Origin of the sequence: Amycolatopsis sp. cmx-4-61 (assembly GCF_046548775.1) — a bacterium.
GTDB lineage: Bacteria > Actinomycetota > Actinomycetes > Mycobacteriales > Pseudonocardiaceae > Amycolatopsis.
The window spans coordinates 107,161-125,966 of the sequence record NZ_JAEBEI010000015.1 but is presented as its reverse complement, the minus strand read 5'-3'; the positions used below and the strand labels follow the sequence as shown (position 1 = coordinate 125,966).

The 18,806-nt window shown below is 72.2% G+C and carries 18 protein-coding genes; 17 read left to right on the top strand and 1 reads right to left on the bottom strand.

All coding sequences use genetic code 11. The features are described 5' to 3' along the window. Positions 1–47: 47 nt before the first annotated feature. From ACLJOU_RS33450 to ACLJOU_RS33390, 13 genes are all read left to right on the top strand, one after another. The gene (locus tag ACLJOU_RS33450; RefSeq protein ID WP_410573181.1) at positions 48–842 is read left to right on the top strand and encodes an alpha/beta hydrolase; all 795 of its coding nucleotides are present in this window, start codon (positions 48–50) and stop codon (positions 840–842) included. 4 nt (positions 843–846) lie between these two features. After that, positions 847–1,641, top strand: coding sequence for an SDR family NAD(P)-dependent oxidoreductase (locus ACLJOU_RS33445; protein ID WP_410573179.1), 795 nt, complete (start codon positions 847–849; stop codon positions 1,639–1,641). 185 nt (positions 1,642–1,826) lie between these two features. Further along, positions 1,827–2,312 (top strand): GNAT family N-acetyltransferase, encoded by a 486-nt coding sequence (locus tag ACLJOU_RS33440; protein ID WP_410573177.1) that lies wholly within the window; start codon positions 1,827–1,829, stop codon positions 2,310–2,312. Then, complete coding sequence (locus tag ACLJOU_RS33435) at positions 2,309–3,232, top strand: amino acid ABC transporter permease (RefSeq protein WP_410573175.1); 924 nt, start codon at positions 2,309–2,311, stop codon at positions 3,230–3,232. The genes ACLJOU_RS33440 and ACLJOU_RS33435 overlap by 4 nt, the downstream gene beginning before the upstream one ends. A gap of 11 nt (positions 3,233–3,243) precedes the next feature. Further along, a complete protein-coding gene (locus ACLJOU_RS33430) occupies positions 3,244–3,996 on the top strand; it encodes an amino acid ABC transporter ATP-binding protein (protein WP_410573338.1) in 753 nt (250 codons plus the stop codon). A gap of 8 nt (positions 3,997–4,004) precedes the next feature. Continuing rightward, positions 4,005–4,943 carry an ABC transporter substrate-binding protein gene (locus ACLJOU_RS33425; protein WP_410573173.1) on the top strand — a complete coding sequence of 313 codons (939 nt, stop codon included), beginning with the start codon at positions 4,005–4,007 and terminating at the stop codon, positions 4,941–4,943. Positions 4,944–4,998: 55 nt separating this feature from the next. Then, positions 4,999–5,160 (top strand): hypothetical protein, encoded by a 162-nt coding sequence (locus tag ACLJOU_RS33420; protein ID WP_308676469.1) that lies wholly within the window; start codon positions 4,999–5,001, stop codon positions 5,158–5,160. 123 nt (positions 5,161–5,283) lie between these two features. Continuing rightward, positions 5,284–5,733, top strand: a complete 450-nt coding sequence (locus ACLJOU_RS33415; protein ID WP_410573170.1) for a MarR family winged helix-turn-helix transcriptional regulator — start codon at positions 5,284–5,286, stop codon at positions 5,731–5,733. A gap of 544 nt (positions 5,734–6,277) precedes the next feature. Beyond that, the gene (locus ACLJOU_RS33410) at positions 6,278–7,858 is read left to right on the top strand and encodes an RICIN domain-containing protein (RefSeq protein ID WP_410573168.1); all 1,581 of its coding nucleotides are present in this window, start codon (positions 6,278–6,280) and stop codon (positions 7,856–7,858) included. A 248-nt stretch (positions 7,859–8,106) separates the two neighbouring features. Beyond that, entirely contained in the window at positions 8,107–9,033 is a 927-nt protein-coding gene (locus tag ACLJOU_RS33405; RefSeq protein WP_410573166.1) for a 3-oxoacyl-[acyl-carrier-protein] synthase III C-terminal domain-containing protein, read from the top strand. 10 nt (positions 9,034–9,043) lie between these two features. Further along, positions 9,044–10,339: a diaminopimelate decarboxylase gene (gene lysA / locus ACLJOU_RS33400; RefSeq protein WP_410573164.1), complete on the top strand. Its 1,296-nt coding sequence runs from the start codon at positions 9,044–9,046 to the stop codon at positions 10,337–10,339. A 3-nt stretch (positions 10,340–10,342) separates the two neighbouring features. Beyond that, positions 10,343–11,152, top strand: a complete 810-nt coding sequence (locus tag ACLJOU_RS33395; RefSeq protein ID WP_410573162.1) for a hypothetical protein — start codon at positions 10,343–10,345, stop codon at positions 11,150–11,152. Between the two features lie 55 nt (positions 11,153–11,207). Continuing rightward, entirely contained in the window at positions 11,208–11,852 is a 645-nt protein-coding gene (locus ACLJOU_RS33390) for a LuxR C-terminal-related transcriptional regulator (RefSeq protein WP_086839021.1), read from the top strand. 6 nt (positions 11,853–11,858) lie between these two features. Here the strand turns inward: ACLJOU_RS33390 and ACLJOU_RS33385 are convergent, their stop codons facing one another. After that, positions 11,859–13,136, bottom strand: a complete 1,278-nt coding sequence (locus ACLJOU_RS33385; RefSeq protein WP_410573160.1) for a sensor histidine kinase — start codon at positions 13,134–13,136, stop codon at positions 11,859–11,861. 152 nt (positions 13,137–13,288) lie between these two features. Between ACLJOU_RS33385 and ACLJOU_RS33380 the strand changes: the two genes are divergently transcribed. From ACLJOU_RS33380 to ACLJOU_RS33365, 4 genes are all read left to right on the top strand, one after another. After that, complete coding sequence (locus ACLJOU_RS33380; RefSeq protein WP_410573158.1) at positions 13,289–14,083, top strand: ABC transporter ATP-binding protein; 795 nt, start codon at positions 13,289–13,291, stop codon at positions 14,081–14,083. Beyond that, on the top strand, positions 14,083–16,653 hold the full coding sequence (locus ACLJOU_RS33375) for an FtsX-like permease family protein (protein ID WP_410573156.1): 2,571 nt from the start codon (positions 14,083–14,085) through the stop codon (positions 16,651–16,653). Before ACLJOU_RS33380 ends, ACLJOU_RS33375 begins: the two co-directional genes overlap by 1 nt. A gap of 106 nt (positions 16,654–16,759) precedes the next feature. Continuing rightward, positions 16,760–18,436, top strand: a complete 1,677-nt coding sequence (locus ACLJOU_RS33370; protein WP_410573154.1) for a phytoene desaturase family protein — start codon at positions 16,760–16,762, stop codon at positions 18,434–18,436. A gap of 89 nt (positions 18,437–18,525) precedes the next feature. Then, positions 18,526–18,804 carry an acyl carrier protein gene (locus ACLJOU_RS33365; protein WP_410573152.1) on the top strand — a complete coding sequence of 93 codons (279 nt, stop codon included), beginning with the start codon at positions 18,526–18,528 and terminating at the stop codon, positions 18,802–18,804. Positions 18,805–18,806: the final 2 nt, after the last annotated feature.

Sequence of the window (18,806 nt, the reverse complement as noted above, 5' to 3'; positions counted from 1 at the left end):
CCGATCGGGTTGGCTTCGGGGACAACCGGGACGCACTGGAGGATCCGATGGCCGACACCCCCGTCGTGTTCATCCACGGGCTGTGGCTGCACGCCACCTCGTGGACCCCCTGGCTCGACCACTTCCGGGCGGCCGGCTACGCGCCCGTCGCGCCCGGCTGGCCGCACGAGCCGGAGACGGTCGAGCTCGCGCGCGCCGACCCGGACGCCGTAGCGGACATCGGCATCGACGACGCGACCGAGCACTTCGCCTCGATCATCGACGGCCTCGGCACCCCGCCGGTCCTCATCGGGCACTCGTTCGGCGGCCTGATCACCGAAAAGCTGCTGGGGCAGGGGATCGGCCTGGCCGGGGTCGCCATCGACCCCGCGCAGATCAAGGGCGTCCTGCCGCTGCCACTGGCCCAGCTGCGCGCGGGCCTGCCGGCCCTGGGCAACCCGGCGAACCTGCACCGGTCCGTGTCCCTGACCGAAAAGGAGTTCCGGTTCGGCTTCGGCAACGCACTGAGCGACGAGGAATCGGCGGAGCTGTTCCGCCGCTGGACGATCCCGTCCCCGGCCCGGCCGCTGTTCCAGGCCGCGGCCGCGAACTTCGTGCTGCACTCCCAGGCGGCCGTGGACACCCACCGCCCGGACCGCGGCCCGCTCCTGCTGATCTCCGGGACGGCCGACCACACCGTCCCGGACGTCGTCACCCGCTCGACGTTCAAGCAGTACCGCGATTCCGCCGCGGTCACCGAGCTGAAGCAGTTCGAGGGCCGCGGGCATTCGCTCACCATCGACAGCGGCTGGCGCGAGGTCGCCGACGCCGTGCTCGGCTGGCTGCGCGAGCAGGGGATCTAGGCCGGTGGACCTCGGACTGGACGGCGCGGTCGCCGTCGTCACCGGAGCCAGCCGGGGGATCGGCCTGGCCGTCACCGAAGTACTCGTCGCCGAAGGCGCCCACGTCGTGGCGGGCGCGCGGGACCCGGGGCCGGACCTGGAAGCCCTCGCCCAGGCGGGCGAGGTGCACCCGCTCGCCGTCGACCTCGGCACCGCCGACGGCCCGGGCCGGCTCGCCGAGCTGGCACTGGCCGAGTACGGGCGCATCGACGTCCTGGTGAACAACGTCGGCGCGGTGACCCCGCGGCCGAACGGCTTCCTGCTGGTCACCGACGACGAGTGGACGCGCTCGGTGACGCTGAACCTGTTGAGCGCGGTCCGCGCGACCCGGGCGGTGCTGCCGACGATGGTGACCGCGGGCCGCGGCAGCATCGTCACGGTGGCTTCGGTCAACGCGGTCCTGCCCGACCCCGGCGTCATCGACTACAGCGCGGCGAAGGCGGCGCTGGTCAACTTCACGAAGTCGGTGTCCAAAGAGTTCGGGCCCCGCGGCATCCGCGCCAACGCGATCAACCCGGGCCCGGTCGCGACGGACCTGTGGCTCGGCGCCGGCGGCGTGGCCGAGACGCTCGCGGCCACGACGGGCGCGAACCCGGACTCGGTCGCGGCGGAGGCGGCCGGGCACGCCGCCACCGGCCGGTTCACCCGGCCCGCCGAAGTGGCGAACCTGGTGGCGTTCCTGGCGAGCGACCGGGTGGCCGGCAACATCACCGGCGCCACCCTGGCCATCGACGGCGGCTACGCCGCGGAAGTCCACTGATCCGGCGGGAACTGTGCTCAGTGGACACCCCGCCGGGCGGCGGCGCAACGGTGCCCAGCGCGTGGGACACCCCGCCGTCCAGGATCTGGAACCGGCGGGGTGTTCGTTGACCGGGCCGCTTCGGGTTCCTAGGGTCGGAGACGTCAGCGCTTTTCTCCCTCCCTTTTTCCGGAGCAGGTATTCCCATGCCCGAATCCGTCTGGGTCGCCCAGTCTGATCCGCGGGTCCGGCCATTGCTCGCCGACCTCGCGCGCGAATATTCGACGCGGTACCACCGCGTGCTCGTCGATGTCCACTTCGAACTCCGCGAATACCCCGCAGACCGGTTCGCGCCGCCGGAAGGGGGCCTGCTGCTGCTCGTGCGGGACGGCCGGGCCCTCGCCGGCGGAGCCTTCCAGCGGTACGACGGCGAAACCGCCGAACTCAAGCGGATCTGGACGCACCGGGCGCACCGCGGCCGCGGGCTGGCCCGCCGCGTCGTCGGCGAACTCGAGGCCGAAGCCGCGCACCGGGGGTACCGGCGGATCCACCTGACCACCGGGCCGAACCAGCCCGAAGCACGCGGGCTGTACCTGGCCACCGGGTACACGCCGCACTTCGACGTCGACGCCGTTCCGGTGGCCCCGCTGCAGTTTTCCAAGGCACTGCCCGCCGTCGTGGGGGTCCGGTGAGCAGCGATCTCGGTACCCGGCCCGCGCCCGCCGCAGCGCCGGAGGAGTCGCTGAAGATCGTCCCCGCGCGGCACCCGGTCACCTGGGTGGCCGCCGCCGTCGTGGCCGTGCTCGTCGCCATGGCCGGGCACGCGCTGGTGACGAACGTCGCCTTCGACTGGCCGACCTTCAGCCGGTTCGTCTTCCAGAAATCGATCCTGGAAGCGGTCGCGCTGACGCTCGAATTGACGTTGTTCGGCGTGGTCGCCGGATTCCTGCTCGGGACCGTACTGGCGTTGATGCGCATTTCCCGCAATCCGCTGCTGCGTGCGGTCAGCTGGACGTACACGTGGATCTTCCGGTCGGTCCCGCTTATTCTGCAGCTGCTGTTCTGGTACAACCTGGCGATCCTGTACAACGAGATTTCCTTCGGTGTCCCGTTCGGCCCGTCGTTCGTGTCGGTCGGAACGATGAGCCTGATCCCGCCGTTCCTGGCCGCCGGCCTGGGGCTCGCCCTGCACCAGGGCGCGTACGCCGCGGAGATCGTGCGCGCCGGGTTCCTCGCGGTGGACGCCGGGCAGCGGGAGGCCGCCGCCGCGCTCGGCATCCCGGCCGGGCGGCAGTTCCGCCGGATCGTGCTGCCGCAGGCGATGCGCACCATCGTGCCGACCGCGGCCAACGAGATCGTCGGCCTGCTCAAGGCGACCTCGCAGGTCTACGTCATGGCGCTGCCCGAACTCTTCTACCAGGTCCAGGTGGTCTACACGCGCAACGGCCGGGTGATCCCGCTGCTGCTCGTCGCCACCGCCTGGTACCTGGCGCTGACCACCGTCCTGTCGGTCGCGCAGTACCACGTCGAGCGGCACTTCGGCCGCGGCACGCAGCGCACGCTGCCGCCGACGCCGTGGCAGCGCCTGCGTGCGGCCTGGAGGCGGGCGTGAGCACGGACTACATGGTGGACGTCCGCGGCGTCCACAAGAGCTTCGGGGCCCTGACCGTGCTCGACGGCGTCGACCTGCGGGTGCGCCGCGGCGAGGTCACCGTCCTGCTGGGACCGTCCGGGTCCGGGAAGTCGACGCTGCTGCGGCTGATCAACCACCTCGAGCGCGCCGACCGCGGCTTCATCAGCGTCGGCGGCGAACTGATGGGTTACCGCCGCTCCGGCGACCGGCTGCACGAGCTCAAGGAACGGGAGATCCTCAAGCAGCGCACCCGGATCGGGTTCGTCTTCCAGAACTTCAACCTCTTCGGGCACCTGACCGTGCTGGAGAACGTCGTCGAGGCGCCGATCTCCGCGCAACGCCGCCCGCGTGCCGAAGCCGAGGGCCGGGCGCGGGAGCTGCTGGCCCGCGTCGGCCTGGCCGACAAGGCCGCCGAATACCCGAGGCGGCTCTCGGGCGGGCAGCAGCAGCGCGTGGCGATCGCGCGGGCGCTCGCGCTCGAACCGGACGTCCTGCTCTTCGACGAACCGACCTCCGCCCTCGACCCCGAGCTGGTCGGCGAGGTCCTGGCGGTGCTCCGCGACCTGGCGCGGGCGGGCACCACGATGGTCGTCGTCACCCACGAGCTGGGCTTCGCCCGCGAAGCCGCCGACACCGTCGTGTTCCTCGACGAAGGCCGCGTGGTCGAGCAGGGCCCGCCCGCCGAGGTCCTCGACCACCCCCGCCACGCCCGTACCCGGGCCTTCGTGGAAAAAGTCCTCTGAGGAGAGTCATGAAACTGAGAACCCTGCTGCTCGCTTCGGTGTTCGCGCTCGCCGCGTGCGGCAGCCCCGAGGCGGCGACCGCGCCCGCCGCCGACCAGCCCGGCGGCGTCAACATCACCGCGAACCAGAACCGCGTCCGGGCGCAGAAGGTGGACGCGATCGCCGCGCTCGTCCCGGCCGACGTGCGCACCCGTGGCACCCTGGTCGTCGGGACCACCGGCAACGGCACCCCGCCGCTGTCGTTCCGCGCCGACGACGACAAAACGGTCATCGGCGTCGAACCCGACCTGGCCCAGCTGGTCGCCGACGTCCTCGGCCTCAAGCTCGACCTGCAGGCGTCGTCGTGGGAGAACCTGTTCCTTTCGGTGGAGAACCGGCAGTTCGACGCCGGTTTCTCGAACATCACGGTGACCGAAGAGCGAAAGGACAAATACGACTTCGCGACCTACCGCCAGGACACCATCGCCTTCGAAGTCCGGGCCGAAAAGAACATTTCGGTCAAAGAACCGAAGGACATCGCCGGGCTGACCGTCGGTGTCAGTGCCGGCACGAACCAGGAGCAGATCCTGCTGCGCTGGGACCAGCAGAACAAGGCGGCCGGGCTGGCGCCGGTCAAGTTCCAGTACTACCAGGCGGCCTCCGACTACTACCTCGCGCTGCAGTCCGGCCGCATCGACGTCTACGTCGGCCCGAACCCGACGTCGGCCTACCACGTCGCGGTCGACAAGAAGACGAAGATCGTCGGCACGGTGTCCGGTGGCGGCACGATCCCGGCGGACATCGCGGCGATGACGAAAAAGGACGACGGCCTGGTGAAGGCCCTGCAGCAGGCGCTGGACAGCCTGATCAAGAGCGGCCGGTACGCCGAGGTCCTCAAGCGCTGGAATCTGACGTCGGAGGCGCTGCCCGCTTCGGAAATCAACCCGCGGGGCCTGCCCCGGAAATGAGTAGACCGCCCGCGCGCGGGGTATTTCCCTCCTGACCGTTCAGAAGGGAACCGCCATGGGAATCCTCGTCGCCCTGCTCGTGATCTGGGCCGTGCTGGTCGTGCTCGGCATCGTCGTCAAGGGGCTGTTCTGGCTGATCATCGTGGGCGCGGTGCTGTTCGTCGCGACCGGGGTGATCGGGTTCGTCAAGCGCGAGGCGCTCGGCCGCCGGCACTGAGCCCGGCCGCCGTCTGACCGACGTCGAGGGCCGCTCCCCACGGGGAGCGGCCCTCGACGTCGTCCGGTTTGTGGGGGAATCCGCCAATTGTGCCGGCCTGCGGCCGGTCCTATGCTCGCCGGCATGCCCGTTTCCCAGCTCGGCCGGCCCCGGGCCCTGCTGCGCTGGCCCACCTACGTGATGGGCCAGCTGTACCGCAGTGGCGTCGGCCGGATCGACTCGGCGCTGGCCGGCCACGGCGTCGCCGTGCGCGACTACTACGTCCTCGTCTGCATCGGCGAGTCGGGCCCGCTGTCCCAGCAGCGCGTCGCCGACCGGCTCGGGTTCGACCGCAGCGACCTGGTGAAGGTGCTCGACCGCCTGGAGGCGGCGGGCTGGGTGTCACGGGAGCGCGACACCGAGGACCGCCGCCGGCACGTCCTCACCCTCACCGAGCACGGCCACGCCACGGTGGGGAAGGTCGAGGAGGTGTCGAGCGCGGTCACCGGCGAGCTGCTCGCCCGGTTGAGTCCCGGGGAGCAGGAGACGCTGCACCGGCTGCTGCTGAAGGCGTTCGGCGAGCTCCCGGCCTGATCCCGGCGCGGGTGAGCGGGGAGATGCTGCACCGGCTGCTGCCGGAGGCCTCCGGTGAGCTCCCGGCCTGATCGCGGCGCGGGTGAGCGGGGAGATGCTGCACCGGCTGCTGCTGAAGGCGTTCGGTGAGCTCCCGGCCTGATCGCGGCGCGGGTGAGCGGGGAGACGCTGCACCGGCTGCTGCTGAAGGCGTTCGGCGAGCTCCTGGGCTGATCCCGGCGCGGGTGAGCCGGAGATGCTGCACCGGCTGCTGCCGGAGGCCTCCGGTGAGCTCCCGGCCTGATCCCGGCGCGGGTCGCGCCGGAGACATCCGAGCCGATCGTCCACCTTGGTGACAGCCTGGCGAAATGGGTGGTTTCGCCGACGGTTCTTGGCTAGCTTGGGCCCAGCGAATCTGCACGCGAGGGGGGACGCAGAGTGCTGGGAGTTCGCCGTGCCGTCGTGCGCGTCGCGCCGGATGGCCGGGCGAGGCCGCCACCTCGAGGCCGCCACCTAGAGGCCGGCCCCTCGTCCGCACCCTTCCGAGCTACCAGCAGGGGAACCCATGCGAAGATTCCGTATCCCGTTCGTCGCCGCCGCCGTCTGCGCCGGGGCGGTCCTCGTCCCGTCCCCGGCCGGCGCCCTCGCCGGCGGGCAGCCGGTCGCCGACGGGGCCGACCGGTTCGCCGTCAAGATCACGACGGACACCGCGGCCTGTACCGGCGCCCTGATCGCTCCACAGTGGATCGTCACGGCGGCGGCCTGCTTCCCGGGCGCCACCGCCGAGCCGGCCGCACCCGCGAAGCCCACCACCGTGTACGCCGGGCAGGCCGACCTGCGCTCCGCGAACGGACAGGTCCGCCGGGTGGCCACGGTGGTCGCCCGCGCCGACCGTGACGTGGCGCTGGCGAAGCTCACCCACCCGGTCACCGACGTCGCGCCGCTGCGGGTGGGCACCCAGGCGCCGGCCGCGGAGACCGTGCGAGCCGTCGGGTACGGCCGCACGGCCACCGAATGGGTACCGAACCGCCTGACGACCGCGTCGTTCACCCTCGGCGCCGTCACGCCGACGACGGTCGCGGTCACCAGCCCGGCCGGCCAGGACCCGTGCCTGGGCGACGCCGGCGGACCCCTGCTGCGGCCGGACGGCGCCGGCGGCCTCGAGCTCGCCGGGGTGCTGAGCCGGTCGTGGCAGCACGGCTGTCTCGCCGTCTCCGAGACGCGGCAGGGCGCGGTCGCGGCCCGCACCGACGACCTCGCGAGCTGGATCGCCGACCAGGTCGCCCCGCGGGCCGTCCGGTTCGTCAACCACTACTCGAAGCGCTGCCTGGCCGTCCAGGGCGCGAACCCCGGCAACGACACCCCGGCGTTCCAGGCCGACTGCCCGTCCGCCTACGCCGACCAGGCGTGGCACCTCGAACCGCAGGCGGCGGGGGGCGCGCTGCTGCGCAACCAGGCCACGGGCAAGTGTCTGATCGTCCACGCGGACGGAAGCGGCAACGGGACGCCGCTGCAGCAGTACGAGTGCCTGCCGCAGTTCACCGACCAGCTGTGGGACGTCGTCGGGGTCGACGGCGGGGTCCAGCTCAAGAACCGCGCGACCGGGCGCTGCGCCGTCGTGTTCGCGTCGAACAACGTCAACGGGGCCGGCGCCGCCCAGTACGACTGCCTGCCGCAGTACTCCGACCAGGTCTGGGAGACCGCGCCGGTGCCGGACCCGGTGCAGGCGGTGAACCGCTCCTCGGGCCGCTGCCTGATCGTCCACGGCGCGAACAACGCCGACGGCGCGCCGGCGTTCCAGTACGACTGCCTGCCGCAGTTCACCGACCAGGCGTGGGAGATCGACCCGCAGGCCGGCGGCGGGGTGCTGGTGCGCAACCACTTCACCAAGAAGTGCCTGATCGTCCACGCGGACGGCAGCGGCAACGGGACGCCGCTGCTGCAGTACGAGTGCCTGCCGCAGTTCACCGACCAGCTGTGGGACGTCGTCGCGGCCGACGGGCACGTCCAGCTGAAGAACCGCGCGACCGGCCGGTGCGCGGGGGTGGCCGCCTCGGGCAACGACGTCGCCGCCGCCCAGTACGACTGCACTCCGCAGTCCGCCGACCGGGTGTGGGACCTGATCCCGTTCACGGGCACGCCGTGACCCCGGCAGCGCCGGCAGCATTGGGCGGGTGGACATCGGCCGGGGAGACCGCCGGCCCACCGAGCCCTTCCCGGGACTGCTCCGGCAGCTGAGCGCCGCGCTCGAACCGGGGACGCCGGCCGGGGTCACGACCCGGGCCGGCGTCTCCGGACCCGGTCAGCAGCCGGTCAGTGCGCTGTCAGCGTGCGCCGCGATCCTTGTGCGGACCGAGGAACCGTGGCGGACCCCGATGGGAGCTGAACGGCGCGATGACTTCGCTGGTGGCGGTGTCCACGTACGTGCCGACGACCGTTCCGATCGAGTCGCTGCAGGACGAGCTGGCGCTGGAACCCGGGCAGCTGCGCCGTTTCCGGCGGATGTACGGCCTCGACGAGGTCTGCCGGTCGGAAGAGTCCGAAGCGGACATGGTGCTCGGCGCGGTCAGCAAGCTCGACTCGCTGCGCGGCCGGGAAGACCGCGTCCGGTACGTCGTGCGCGCCAAGACGATGCCCGCCGCCAATCCCTATCCCGTCGATCCGATGATCGAGGTGCGGGCCGCGCTCGGGCTCACCCACGCCACCCTGTTCACCCTCACCGACCACGCCTGCGCGTCCGGCCTCCTCGCCGTCGACCTGTGCGGCACGCTGCTGGCCGCCGACGGCGATCCCGACGCGCTCGCCCTGATCATCACCGGCGAAAAGGCTTTCACCCACTCCGCGCAGGTCATCCCCGACACCGCGATCATGGGGGAGGCCACCGCCGCGGTGCTCGTCGGCCCGGGGGACGACCAGGACACCCTGCTCGGCTACGCCACCACCACCCTCGGCGGGCCCGGCGGCGAAGTCATCCTCGACGACGAACAGGCCGCCGAGTTCCGGCAAATCTACCCCGGCGCGGTCGCCGACGTCGCACGGGAAGCCATCGCGGCCGCCGGGCTGACCGTCGACGACATCGATCTCGTCCTGCCGCACAACGTCAACAAGATCTCCTGGGTCCGCGCGAGCGCGGCGCTGGGCATCCCGCGCTCGAAGATCTTCCTGCGCAACGTCGGGGTGACCGGGCACTGCTTCTGCGCCGACCCCTTCCTCAACCACCACACCGCCGACGGCCTCGGGCTCATCGCGCCCGGGGCCCGCTACCTGATGATTTCCGTCGGCCTGGGGTCGACGTTCTCCGCCATGGTCTTCCGGAAATGAGGAGCGCTGCATGAGTGTCGAATTCGAGATCTCCGGGGTCGGCGTCGCCGAGCTCGCGGAGCGTTACGGCACCCCGCTCTTCGTCTACGACGGCGACGAACTGGGCGGCCGGCTGCTCGGCCTGCGCGAGCGGCTGCACCCGCGGCTGGAGATCTTCTACTCGCTGAAGTCCAATCCGAACATCTCGGTGTGCGCGCTGCTGCACGCCCACGGTGCCCGGGCCGAGGTGTCGTCGATGGCCGAGCTGATCACGGCCCGCCGGGCCGGGGTCGCCGGCGAGGACATCATCTTCCTCGGCCCCGGCAAGAGCGCTTCGGAACTGGCCGCCTGCCTGGACGAAGGCGTCTACACCGTCGTCGTCGAGTCGTTCGGCGAACTGCGGATCCTCGACGACCTCGCGCGGGAGCGCGGGATCGAAGCCCGCGTCGCGCTGCGCGTGAACCCCAGCTTCGCGGTCAAGGGCTCGGGCCTCACCATGGGCGGCAAGCCGCGCCAGTTCGGCATCGACGAAGAACAGCTGCTCGCCGCGACCGACCTGGCCGACCGGCACCCGAACCTGCGGCTGATGGGCGTGCAGGTCTACATGGGAACGCGGATCCTCGACGAGGAACCGATCGTCGAGAACACCCGGCGCATCTTCGAGCTCGCCGAACGCGTTTCGCGGCAGCTCGGGTTCCCGCTCGAAATGGTCGACGTCGGCGGTGGCCTCGGGGTCGCCTACTTCGACGGCGAACGGGACCTCGACCGCGATCGGCTGGCGGCCATGCTGAACCCGGTGATCGACGAGTTCGCGCAGCGGCACCCGGCGACGCGGCTGGTCATGGAACTCGGCCGGTACCTGGCCGCCACGGCCGGGACCTACGTCGTCCGCGTCCGCTACACGAAGACCTCGCTGGGCCAGAACTTCGCCGTCGCCGACGGCGGCACCAACCACCACATGGCCGCCGTCGGCATCGGCTCCTACGTCAAGCGCGACTTCCCGATCCGGCTGCTCAACCGCATCGACGAGCCCGCCACCGAAACCTGGCAGATCACCGGGCCGCTGTGCACGCCCAACGACGTGCTCGCCAAGAAGGCCGCGCTGCCCCCGGTCCGTCCCGGCGACCTGATCGGCGTCACCCGCTCCGGTGCCTACGGCCCGACGGCGTCGCCGGTGCTGTTCCTCAGCCACGGCTACCCGGCCGAGGTCATCGTCCACAACGGACAGCACTACCTGGTCAGCGAGCGCGACCAGCCCGCGGACCTGCTGCGCCGCCAGCACCTGCACGAGTTCGCCGCGCCGGTCGCGGTGGGCGCGGAGCGCTAGGCGATGTACCGCGCGTCCGCGACCACCCTGTCCACCGCCCCGTCGCCGGGCCTGCGGCCGTTGCCGCTGCGCCTGGCGCTGGCGACCCGGCGCGAGTTCGGTCCGGGTGACCGCGAAATCGACGTTCCCGCGCTGCACCGGTACTTCGCCGACCTCAGCCGCGGGCACGACATCGGCTTCCGGCCCGACCGGGTGACGCGGGCGCGCGGCAACCCCTTCCTGGCGATGGCCCGGGACCTGCTCGCCGGGCAGTTGTCCGGCGAGCGGATCGACCTCGCGATCGTGGCGCACGCGGCCCCCGAGTTCGACCCGCGGCTGTCGGCGCCGGTGAACCTGACCGCCGTGCTGCCGGGCAACCCGCTCGTGTTTTCGGTTTCGGGACAGGGGAGCCTGGCGCCGTTCACCGCCCTGCGGATCGCCGGCTCCTACGTGCGGCGCCACGGTTTCCGGCGCGCCCTGGTCCTGATCATGGACCAGGGCGTGACACCGTACGACACGCCGGATCCCGTCGGCGACGCCGCCACCGCCCTGCTGTTCGAGGCCGGCGGCCGCCGGACGGTCCGCGTCGGCTACGCACCCGAAGTGGCGCCGGACGCCGTCCCGGAGCTGGAAGGCGCGGAGACCGTCGTCATCGGCAGCGGGCTCGCGCGGACCGGTGCCGCGGCGGGCGCGCTCGTGGCACCGCCTGAGTTCCCGTGCACCGGGCTCTGGGCGCCGGTCGCCGACGGCACGGCCGCCGGTCCGGTCCTGCTGGCCGACTACGACCCGCGCCGCCGCGCGCTGGGCACCTGCGTGGTGGCCGAGTCCGATTGACGCGCCCCTAAGATGGCGTGGTCGGCGGTCGGGTGCGAAGCGGGGGACGGACGAAGTGCGCGTGGTCATCGGTGAGGACCAGTTCCTGCTCAGGGACGGTCTGGTGCGCCTGCTGGAGGCGCACGAGTTCGAGGTCAGCGCGGCGGTGGACAACGGGCCGGACCTGCTGGAAGCCATGCTCCGCGAACGCCCGGACATCGCGATCGTCGACATCCGGCTGCCGCCGTCGTTCACCGACGAAGGCCTGCGCGCCGCGATCGAGGCGCGCCGCCGGATCCAGGGTTTCCCCGTGCTCGTCCTTTCGCAGTACGTGGAACGCCTGTACGCCGACGAACTCCTCGCCGACGGCGAGGGCTCGGTCGGCTACCTGCTGAAGGACCGCGTGTTCCACGGCGACCAGTTCGTCGACGCCGTCCGCCAGGTCGCGCTCGGCGGCACGGTGATGGACCCGGACGTGGTGACCCGGCTGCTGACGCACAACACGCGCGACGACCGGCTGGAGCGGCTCACGCCCCGGGAGCGCGAGGTCCTCAAGCTGATGGCCGAAGGCCGGTCCAACAGCAACATCGCGGGCGAGCTGGTCGTTTCCGAGAAGGCCGTTTCCAAGCACATCAACAACATCCTCGCGAAGCTGAACCTGCCGCAGTCCGAGGACGCCAACCGGCGGGTGCTGGCCGTGCTCGCCTACCTCAAGCACTGAGGGCGATCAGGGCTCGAGGCGGCAGGGGATCTCGATCGTCACCATGGTCGGGCCGCCGAGCGGGCTGAGGATCGTGAGGAAGCCGTCGAGCGGGGCGAGCCGCTTTTCGATCCCGCGCAGCCCGGTGCCGCCTTCGGTGTTCGCGCCGCCGCGGCCGTTGTCGCTGATGTTGATGACCAGGCGCCCGAACTCGTGGTGGGCGTTGATCGTGCCGCTGTCCGCCCCGGAGTGCTTCATCGCGTTGTTCAGCACTTCGGACACCGAGAAGTACGCGGCCGTCTCGACCGCCAGTGACGGCCGGCCGGGCAGGTCGATCGTCGTCTCGATGCGCAGCGGGTTTTCGATGGCCAGGGTGCGGATCGCGTCGGCGAGGCCGCGGTCGACCAGCACCGGCGGCTGGATGCCGCGGACGAGGTCGCGCAGCTGCTGCAACGCCTTGGCCGAGCTGTTCTTCGCTTCGTCCATCAAGGACCGCGCCGCCTCGGGGTGGGAATCCAGCACGCGCATGGCGGCGTCGAGCGTCATCCCCATGGCGACGAGGTGGGTCTGCGCGCCGTCGTGCAGGTCGCGCTCGATGCGGCGCAGCTCGGTCGCCTGCGTCCCCACGGCGTCGTCGCGGCTTTCGGCCAGGTGCTGCACGCGGTTGGTCAGCCGGGTCACCTCGGTCGGGGCCAGCAGCGTGGCCGCGAGCCGCGCGTGCAGCTTCAGCAGGTGCGGTGCGCTCCACAGCGCGAGCGGGAAGTGCGCCAGGCCGAGGATGGCGGCGAACCAGGCCGTCGGCTGGTCGTCCACCGGGAGCACGACGTACCAGCTGCCCAGCCACTCGGCGGCGTCGGACCCGGCGACGAACGGCATCGTCAGCCCGCGGATCCCGTGCAGGACCAGGAGAAGCGGGGTGAGGGTGAGCAGGATGCCGACGGAGCTGTCCACCAGCAGCCACAGCGCGTCGCGCCAGTTCGCGCGGTCGCCGAGCAGGTGGTGGCAGCGGCGCACCGCCGTGCTCCCGGCCGGCTCCGGCAGGTACGGGGAGGCGATCCGCACACCCGACCACGCGTCGGCCGCCGCGCGGACCCGGTCGGTCAGCGACCGCATCAGCAGCACCGCCGGGGGCAGCATGAACAGGCCGACGCCCACGCCGATCAGCGAGCCGGCGGTGACCACGACGACGAACATCACCAGTTCGGTCACCGCCACCACGGCCAGCGCGCCGCCGCGCAGCGTCGCCAGCCCGCCGTCGCGCAGCAGCGACCGCGTCATCGTGGCGACCGGGCTTCCGCTAGTCATGGCGCCCATTATGCGCAGGCGGCGGCGTTGTCCGCGGTAGTGCTAACCCCCGCAAAGTTCCGCTCCCTAGCACCCTCGGAAACCGGTCCGCGGCTTCGTAACGTGGTCGCGGTAACGAACGGACGAAGCGAAACCGCGCAGGGGAGCTGCAGATGTACCACCAAGACGACACGGTCGACGTCGTGCGGCTGCTGTCCGTGCGCAAGGCGTACGGCAAGGACCGGGCGCAGGTGCTCGCCCTCGACAACGTGACGGCGGGTTTCGCCGGCGGCACGTTCACCGCGGTGATGGGGCCGTCCGGTTCGGGCAAGAGCACGCTGCTGCACTGCGCGGCCGGCCTGGACAAGCCGACGTCGGGTTCGGTGGTGCTGGGCGGCACCGACCTCGGCGCGATGCGCGAGGTCGACCTGACCCGGTTGCGGCGCGACCGCATCGGGTTCGTGTTCCAGGCCTTCAACCTGCTGCCCGCGCTCGACGTCGAGCAGAACGTGACGCTGCCGCTGCGGCTGGCGGGCCGCCGGGCGGACCCGGCCCTCGTGCGCCGGGTCGTCGAACAGGTCGGGCTCGGCCAGCGGCGTCACCACCGGCCCGCGGAACTGTCCGGCGGGCAGCAGCAGCGGGTGGCCATCGCGCGCGCCCTCGTCACGCACCCCGAGGTGATCTTCGCCGACGAGCCGACCGGCGCGCTGGACACGCGCTCGGCCCAGGAAGTGCTCTCCCTGCTGCGCGAAGCGAAGGACGTTTCGCGTCAGACGATCGTGATGGTCACGCACGACCCGGTGGCCGCCTCCTACGCCGACCGCGTGCTCTTCCTCGCCGACGGCCGCGTCGTCGACGAGCTGCGGCAGCCGAACCCCGAAGAGGTGGCGCGCCGGATGACCGCGCTCGTCGCCCGCACCGAGCAGCGGCCGCAGGAAGGCCCCTGGCTGAGCGAGCTGGCGCGCTGATGCTGAGCCTCGTCGTCCGCACCCTGCGCTACCGCACCGGTGGCTTCATCGCCACGTTGGTCTCGGTGTTCGTCGGCACCGCCGTCATGCTCGCCTGCGGCGGCCTGATGGAGACCGGCATCCGGACCGTGATCCCGCCGCAGCGCCTGGCCGCCGCGCCGATCGTCGTGGCCGGCAACCAGTCCTACGACCTGCCCACCGTCGGCCACGGCGAAGACGCCTACCACGAGACCGCCACGCTGTCCGAGCGCGTCCGGCTCGACGAACGCCTCGCGGGCACGATCAGCGGCGTGCCCGGCGTCGCCCACGTCGTCCCGGACGTTTCCTTCCACGCCGAGGTGCTCGGCGACTCCGGCGGCCCCTCGGTGCCCGGCACGCAGGCCGGCCACAGCTGGGTTTCCGCGGAGCTGGCCCCCTACCGGCTGACCGAGGGGCAGGCCCCGATCCGCGAGGGCGAAGTCGTCCTGGATTCCGCCACCGCCGCCCGGATCGGGGCGCACGCCGGCACCAGGACCGACATCGCCGTGCGCGGCGGCGTGCACTCCTACCAGGTCACCGGGATCGCCGACGCCGGCCGCCGGATAGCCGCCGACGCGGTGTTCTTCTCGCCCGCCGAGGCCGCCGGGCTGCGACCCGCGGCCGGGCAGGTCGACGCCTTCGGGGTCCAGCTCGCCCCCGGTGCCGACGTCACCGCCGTCAGCGCGCAGATCGCGACCGCGGTCCGCGACCAGCGCGCGGTGACGCTGACCGGCGAAGCACGCGGCTCGGCCGAGTTCGCCAAGGCCGCCGGCGACGGCGAGCTGCTGATCATCCTCGCGGCCGTGTTCGGCGGTCTGGCGGCCCAGGTCGCCATGTTCGTCGTCGCCAGCACGCTCACGCTTTCGGTGCAGCAGCGCCGCCGCGAGGTGGCCATGCTGCGGGCGATCGGCGCGACCCCGCGCCAGCTGAGCCGGATGATCACCGGCGAGGCGATGATCATCGGTGCGCTGGGCACCGCGCTGGCCATCTTCCCCGGCATGCTCCTCGGCGACTGGCTCTTCGGGCGGCTGACCGGGTTCGGCGTGATCCAGCCGGTGCTCCGGTTCGAGCAGGGGTTCTACCCGGTCGTCGCCGCGGCGGTCGTCGGCCTGGGCTCGGCGTGGGGCGCCGCGTTCGTCGCCGCCCGGTACGCCGGCCGCACGCGTCCGGTCGAAGCCATGCGGGAAACCGCGATCCCCACGCGCTGGCTGACCCCGGCGCGGCTGTGGCTGGGGGTGTCGAGCCTGGTCGGCGCGGTGGCGCTGGCCTACCTGACGATCACCGTGGTCGACGGCCCGCTCGCGGCGAGCACGGCGGGCCCCGCCGTCACGCTGGTGGCGACCGCCGTCGCGCTGTTCGCGCCCGGCCTCACCAAGCTGCTGGTCGCGGTGCTGCGCCGGCCCATCCGCGCCTTCGGCGGGCTGCCCGGCTACCTGGCCTCGCTGAACGCGCGGGCGCGCTGGATGCCGATGGCCGGGGCCGTCACGCCCATCATGCTCGCCACCGGGCTCGCGATCTTCATGCTGTACTTCCAGACCACCGAGGTGGCGGTCGCGGAGAAGCAGTACACCGATTCGCTGCTCGCCGACGCCGTGGTGACGTCGGCGACCGGTGACCTGCCGCCCGGCCTGATCGCGAAGGTGCAGCAGGCACCCGGCGTCGCCGGGGCGACGGCGTTCGTGACGAGCAAGGGCTACAACGAACAGCCGTCGGACGCGACGCAGGACGAAGACGGTGTCGACCTCACCGGCATCACGGCGGACGGCGTGGCGAAGGCGTGGGGGAGCATCGTCGCGACCGGCCGGCTCGACGCGCTGCACGGCAACACGATCGCCCTGCCCGCGGACCTCGCGCAGCGGCTGGGGGTCGGCGTGGGCGCCAAGATCGTGCTGCGGCTGGGCGACGGGTCCCGGGCCACCCTGGACGTCGTCGCGACACTGCGCAGCTCCGCGGCCTCGGCGTCCGCGCTGATGCCGGCCGACACGCTGGCGCCGCACACGGCCGCGGGGGCCGCCGACCGGATCCTCGTCGTGGCGCAACCCGGGACGCCGGAAGCCGACCTGCTCGCGTCGCTGCGCAGCCGGGCCGGGGACGTCGACGGCGTGCAGGTGGCCGGCCGCGAAGCGCTCACCAAGGCGTTCCTCGCCGAAGTGCAGGCCAACGCGTGGGTCAACTACCTGATCGTCGGGCTGCTGCTCGTGTACGCCGCGATTTCCATGGTCAACACGCTGGTGATGGCGACGGCGGACCGGCGGCGGGAGTTCGGGCTGCAGCGGCTCATCGGGTCCACGCGGGGGCAGGTGATGCGCATGATGGCCGTGGAAGCGGGGATCGTGGCCGCCATCGGGGTGTTCCTCGGCACGCTCGTCGCGGCGTCGATGCTGGTGCCCTTCAGCGCGGCGGTCTCCGACAGCCCCTTCCCGTCCGGTCCTTTGTGGATATATCTTGTGATACTCGGGCTGGCCGTCGTGCTGACGGTGGTGGCCACCTGTGCGCCGACGTGGTTCACGTTGCGCACCAGGCCGTCGCCGTCGACACTCGCCCCCGAATAGGTGACCTCGGGCCGGCCGGCAACCCCCAGTGCCGCGCTGACGACTCTCCCCCAGATTGTCAGCGCGCGGTCAGCCCGAGGTCACCGCCCCGGCATAGCGTCGGGGCGTGGACACCGAAGAGAAAGCCGCCGGGCGCTGGGACGCCATCGTGGTCGGCTCCGGGATCGGCGGGCTCGTGTGCGCCGGGTACCTGGTGGCGAGCGGGATGCGCGTCCTCGTGCTCGAACAGCACGACGTCGCGGGCGGCAACAGCCACGTGTTCCGGCGGCGGCGCGCCTACCAGTTCGACGTCGGGGTGCACTACCTCGGCGACTGCGGACCGGACGGCCTGCTGCCGCGGGTGCTCTCCGGCCTCGGCCTGGGGGACCGGGTCCGCTTCCACCCGATGGACCCCGACGGGTTCGACCGGGTCGTCCTGCCCTCCGTCACCGTGGACGTGCCGACCGGGTGGGACCGGTACGCCGACCGGCTGCGGGCCGCGCTGCCCGCCGAGGCCGACGGCCTCACCCGCTACGTCGACATCTGCGCCGCCGTCGCCCGGGCCTGCCGCCAGTCCGCCTTCGGGGCGGGCCCGGGCGCGAAGGTGCCGGCCGTGCTGCTGCGCTGGAGCCGCCGGACGCTGGCCCAGCTGTTCGACCACTGCGGGCTGTCGGCCCGGGCGCGCACGGTCCTCGCCGCCCAGTCCGGGAACTACGGGTCAGCTCCGGCCGGCACGCTCGTCGTCGCGCACACGATGATGCTCGACGACTACCTGCGCGGCGCCTGCTACCCGGAGGGCGGCGGCCAGGTGATCGCCGCGTCCTTCGTCGAGCTGCTGGAGTCGCACGGCGGCACGCTGCTCACCCGCACGCGGGTCGACCGGATCCTGATCGACCGGGGCAAGGTGGCCGGCGTCCGGCTGACCGACGGGACCGTCCACACCGCACCCGTCGTCGTGTCCAACGCGGACTACCGCCGGACCGTCCTGGAACTGTGCGACGGCCGGGAAAACCTGCCCGAACCCGTGGTGGCCCGCGCGGAGACGGCGACGATGCGCCTGCCGCTGGCGGTCTGCTACGTCGCGCTCGACCGGGAACTGCCGCTCCCGAGCGCGAACATCTGGTACTGGCCGAACGAAGACGTCGACGCCGCATACGCGCGACTCGAGGCCGGCCGGCTCGACGAACTGCCGTTCGCGTTCCTGTCCTTCGCTTCCCTGAAGGACCCGGTTCCGGGCTCGGCGTGCCCGCCGGGGCAGATGAACTTCCAGATCATGACGGCCTGCCCGCCCGGGTACGCGCACTGGGGACTCGAGACCGGCCCCACGCACGGGGGCCGCTACCGGCGCGAGCCGGCGTACCTCGCCGCGAAGAACCGGCTGACCGAACAGATGCTGGACCTGGCCGAGGCGGCGATCGGGCCGTTCCGCAAGCACCTCGTGCACGTCGAGACGTCGACGCCGCTCACGCAGGAGCGCTACACGCTGTCCACCGGCGGGAGCGCCTACGGGCTGCACACCTGGGGCCGGGTCGGGCAACGGCCGGACATCGACTCGGGGATCGAAGGTCTCTACCTGACGGGCCAGAGCATCCTGCACGGCGGCGGGATCGTCGGGGTCGCGACCGGCGGCGCGCAGTGCGCGTCGGCCATCCTCGGCCGCCCCGTTCTCTCGGAGGGGCCGCTGGGGAATCCCGAGCTGCTCCCGGAACGCGAACCGGGCTGGGATCCGCTGCGCACCTCCCGGGGGCTGCGGCGGCGTGCGGCCCGCGGTCTCGCCCTGCTCGACCGGGTCGTCGCCGGATAAGGACCCGCCACGGCGGAGAAAAGAACTCGAGGCCCGGTTCCGGGCCCGTGGTAATGGCTGCTGTCTTCACGAAGGGAATGGTGAGCGAAGTGACGGAAACCGTGGCTGGATCGGCGGAGGTCCTGGACGACCGCGTCGTCGCGGGAATCTGCGCCGCACTCGAGTCCGTGCTGGAGACCGAGGTGAGCGACCTCGGCCCGGAGACCCGGCTCGCGGACGCCGGCCTCGACTCCACCGGCGTGCTGGAGCTGCTGATGCAGCTGGAGGAAGCGCTGGGCATCGAATTCGACGCGGAAAACCTCGAAATGAGCCACTTCGAATCGGTCGGGTCGCTGGCCCGGTTCGTCTCGGCAGAAATGGCCGCCTGAGC

Bases quoted from the DNA above. Each gene is read 5' to 3' on its own strand.
- ACLJOU_RS33450 (WP_410573181.1), top strand. From the start codon at position 48: ATGGCCGACACCCCCGTCGTGTTCATCCACGGGCTGTGGCTGCACGCC.
- ACLJOU_RS33440 (WP_410573177.1), top strand. From the start codon at position 1,827: ATGCCCGAATCCGTCTGGGTCGCCCAGTCTGATCCGCGGGTCCGGCCA.
- ACLJOU_RS33430 (WP_410573338.1), top strand. From the start codon at position 3,244: ATGGTGGACGTCCGCGGCGTCCACAAGAGCTTCGGGGCCCTGACCGTG.
- ACLJOU_RS33425 (WP_410573173.1), top strand. From the start codon at position 4,005: ATGAAACTGAGAACCCTGCTGCTCGCTTCGGTGTTCGCGCTCGCCGCG.
- ACLJOU_RS33420 (WP_308676469.1), top strand. From the start codon at position 4,999: ATGGGAATCCTCGTCGCCCTGCTCGTGATCTGGGCCGTGCTGGTCGTG.
- ACLJOU_RS33415 (WP_410573170.1), top strand. From the start codon at position 5,284: ATGCCCGTTTCCCAGCTCGGCCGGCCCCGGGCCCTGCTGCGCTGGCCC.
- ACLJOU_RS33410 (WP_410573168.1), top strand. From the start codon at position 6,278: ATGCGAAGATTCCGTATCCCGTTCGTCGCCGCCGCCGTCTGCGCCGGG.
- ACLJOU_RS33405 (WP_410573166.1), top strand. From the start codon at position 8,107: ATGACTTCGCTGGTGGCGGTGTCCACGTACGTGCCGACGACCGTTCCG.
- lysA (WP_410573164.1), top strand. From the start codon at position 9,044: ATGAGTGTCGAATTCGAGATCTCCGGGGTCGGCGTCGCCGAGCTCGCG.
- ACLJOU_RS33395 (WP_410573162.1), top strand. From the start codon at position 10,343: ATGTACCGCGCGTCCGCGACCACCCTGTCCACCGCCCCGTCGCCGGGC.
- ACLJOU_RS33385 (WP_410573160.1), bottom strand. From the start codon at position 13,136: ATGACTAGCGGAAGCCCGGTCGCCACGATGACGCGGTCGCTGCTGCGC.
- ACLJOU_RS33380 (WP_410573158.1), top strand. From the start codon at position 13,289: ATGTACCACCAAGACGACACGGTCGACGTCGTGCGGCTGCTGTCCGTG.
- ACLJOU_RS33375 (WP_410573156.1), top strand. From the start codon at position 14,083: ATGCTGAGCCTCGTCGTCCGCACCCTGCGCTACCGCACCGGTGGCTTC.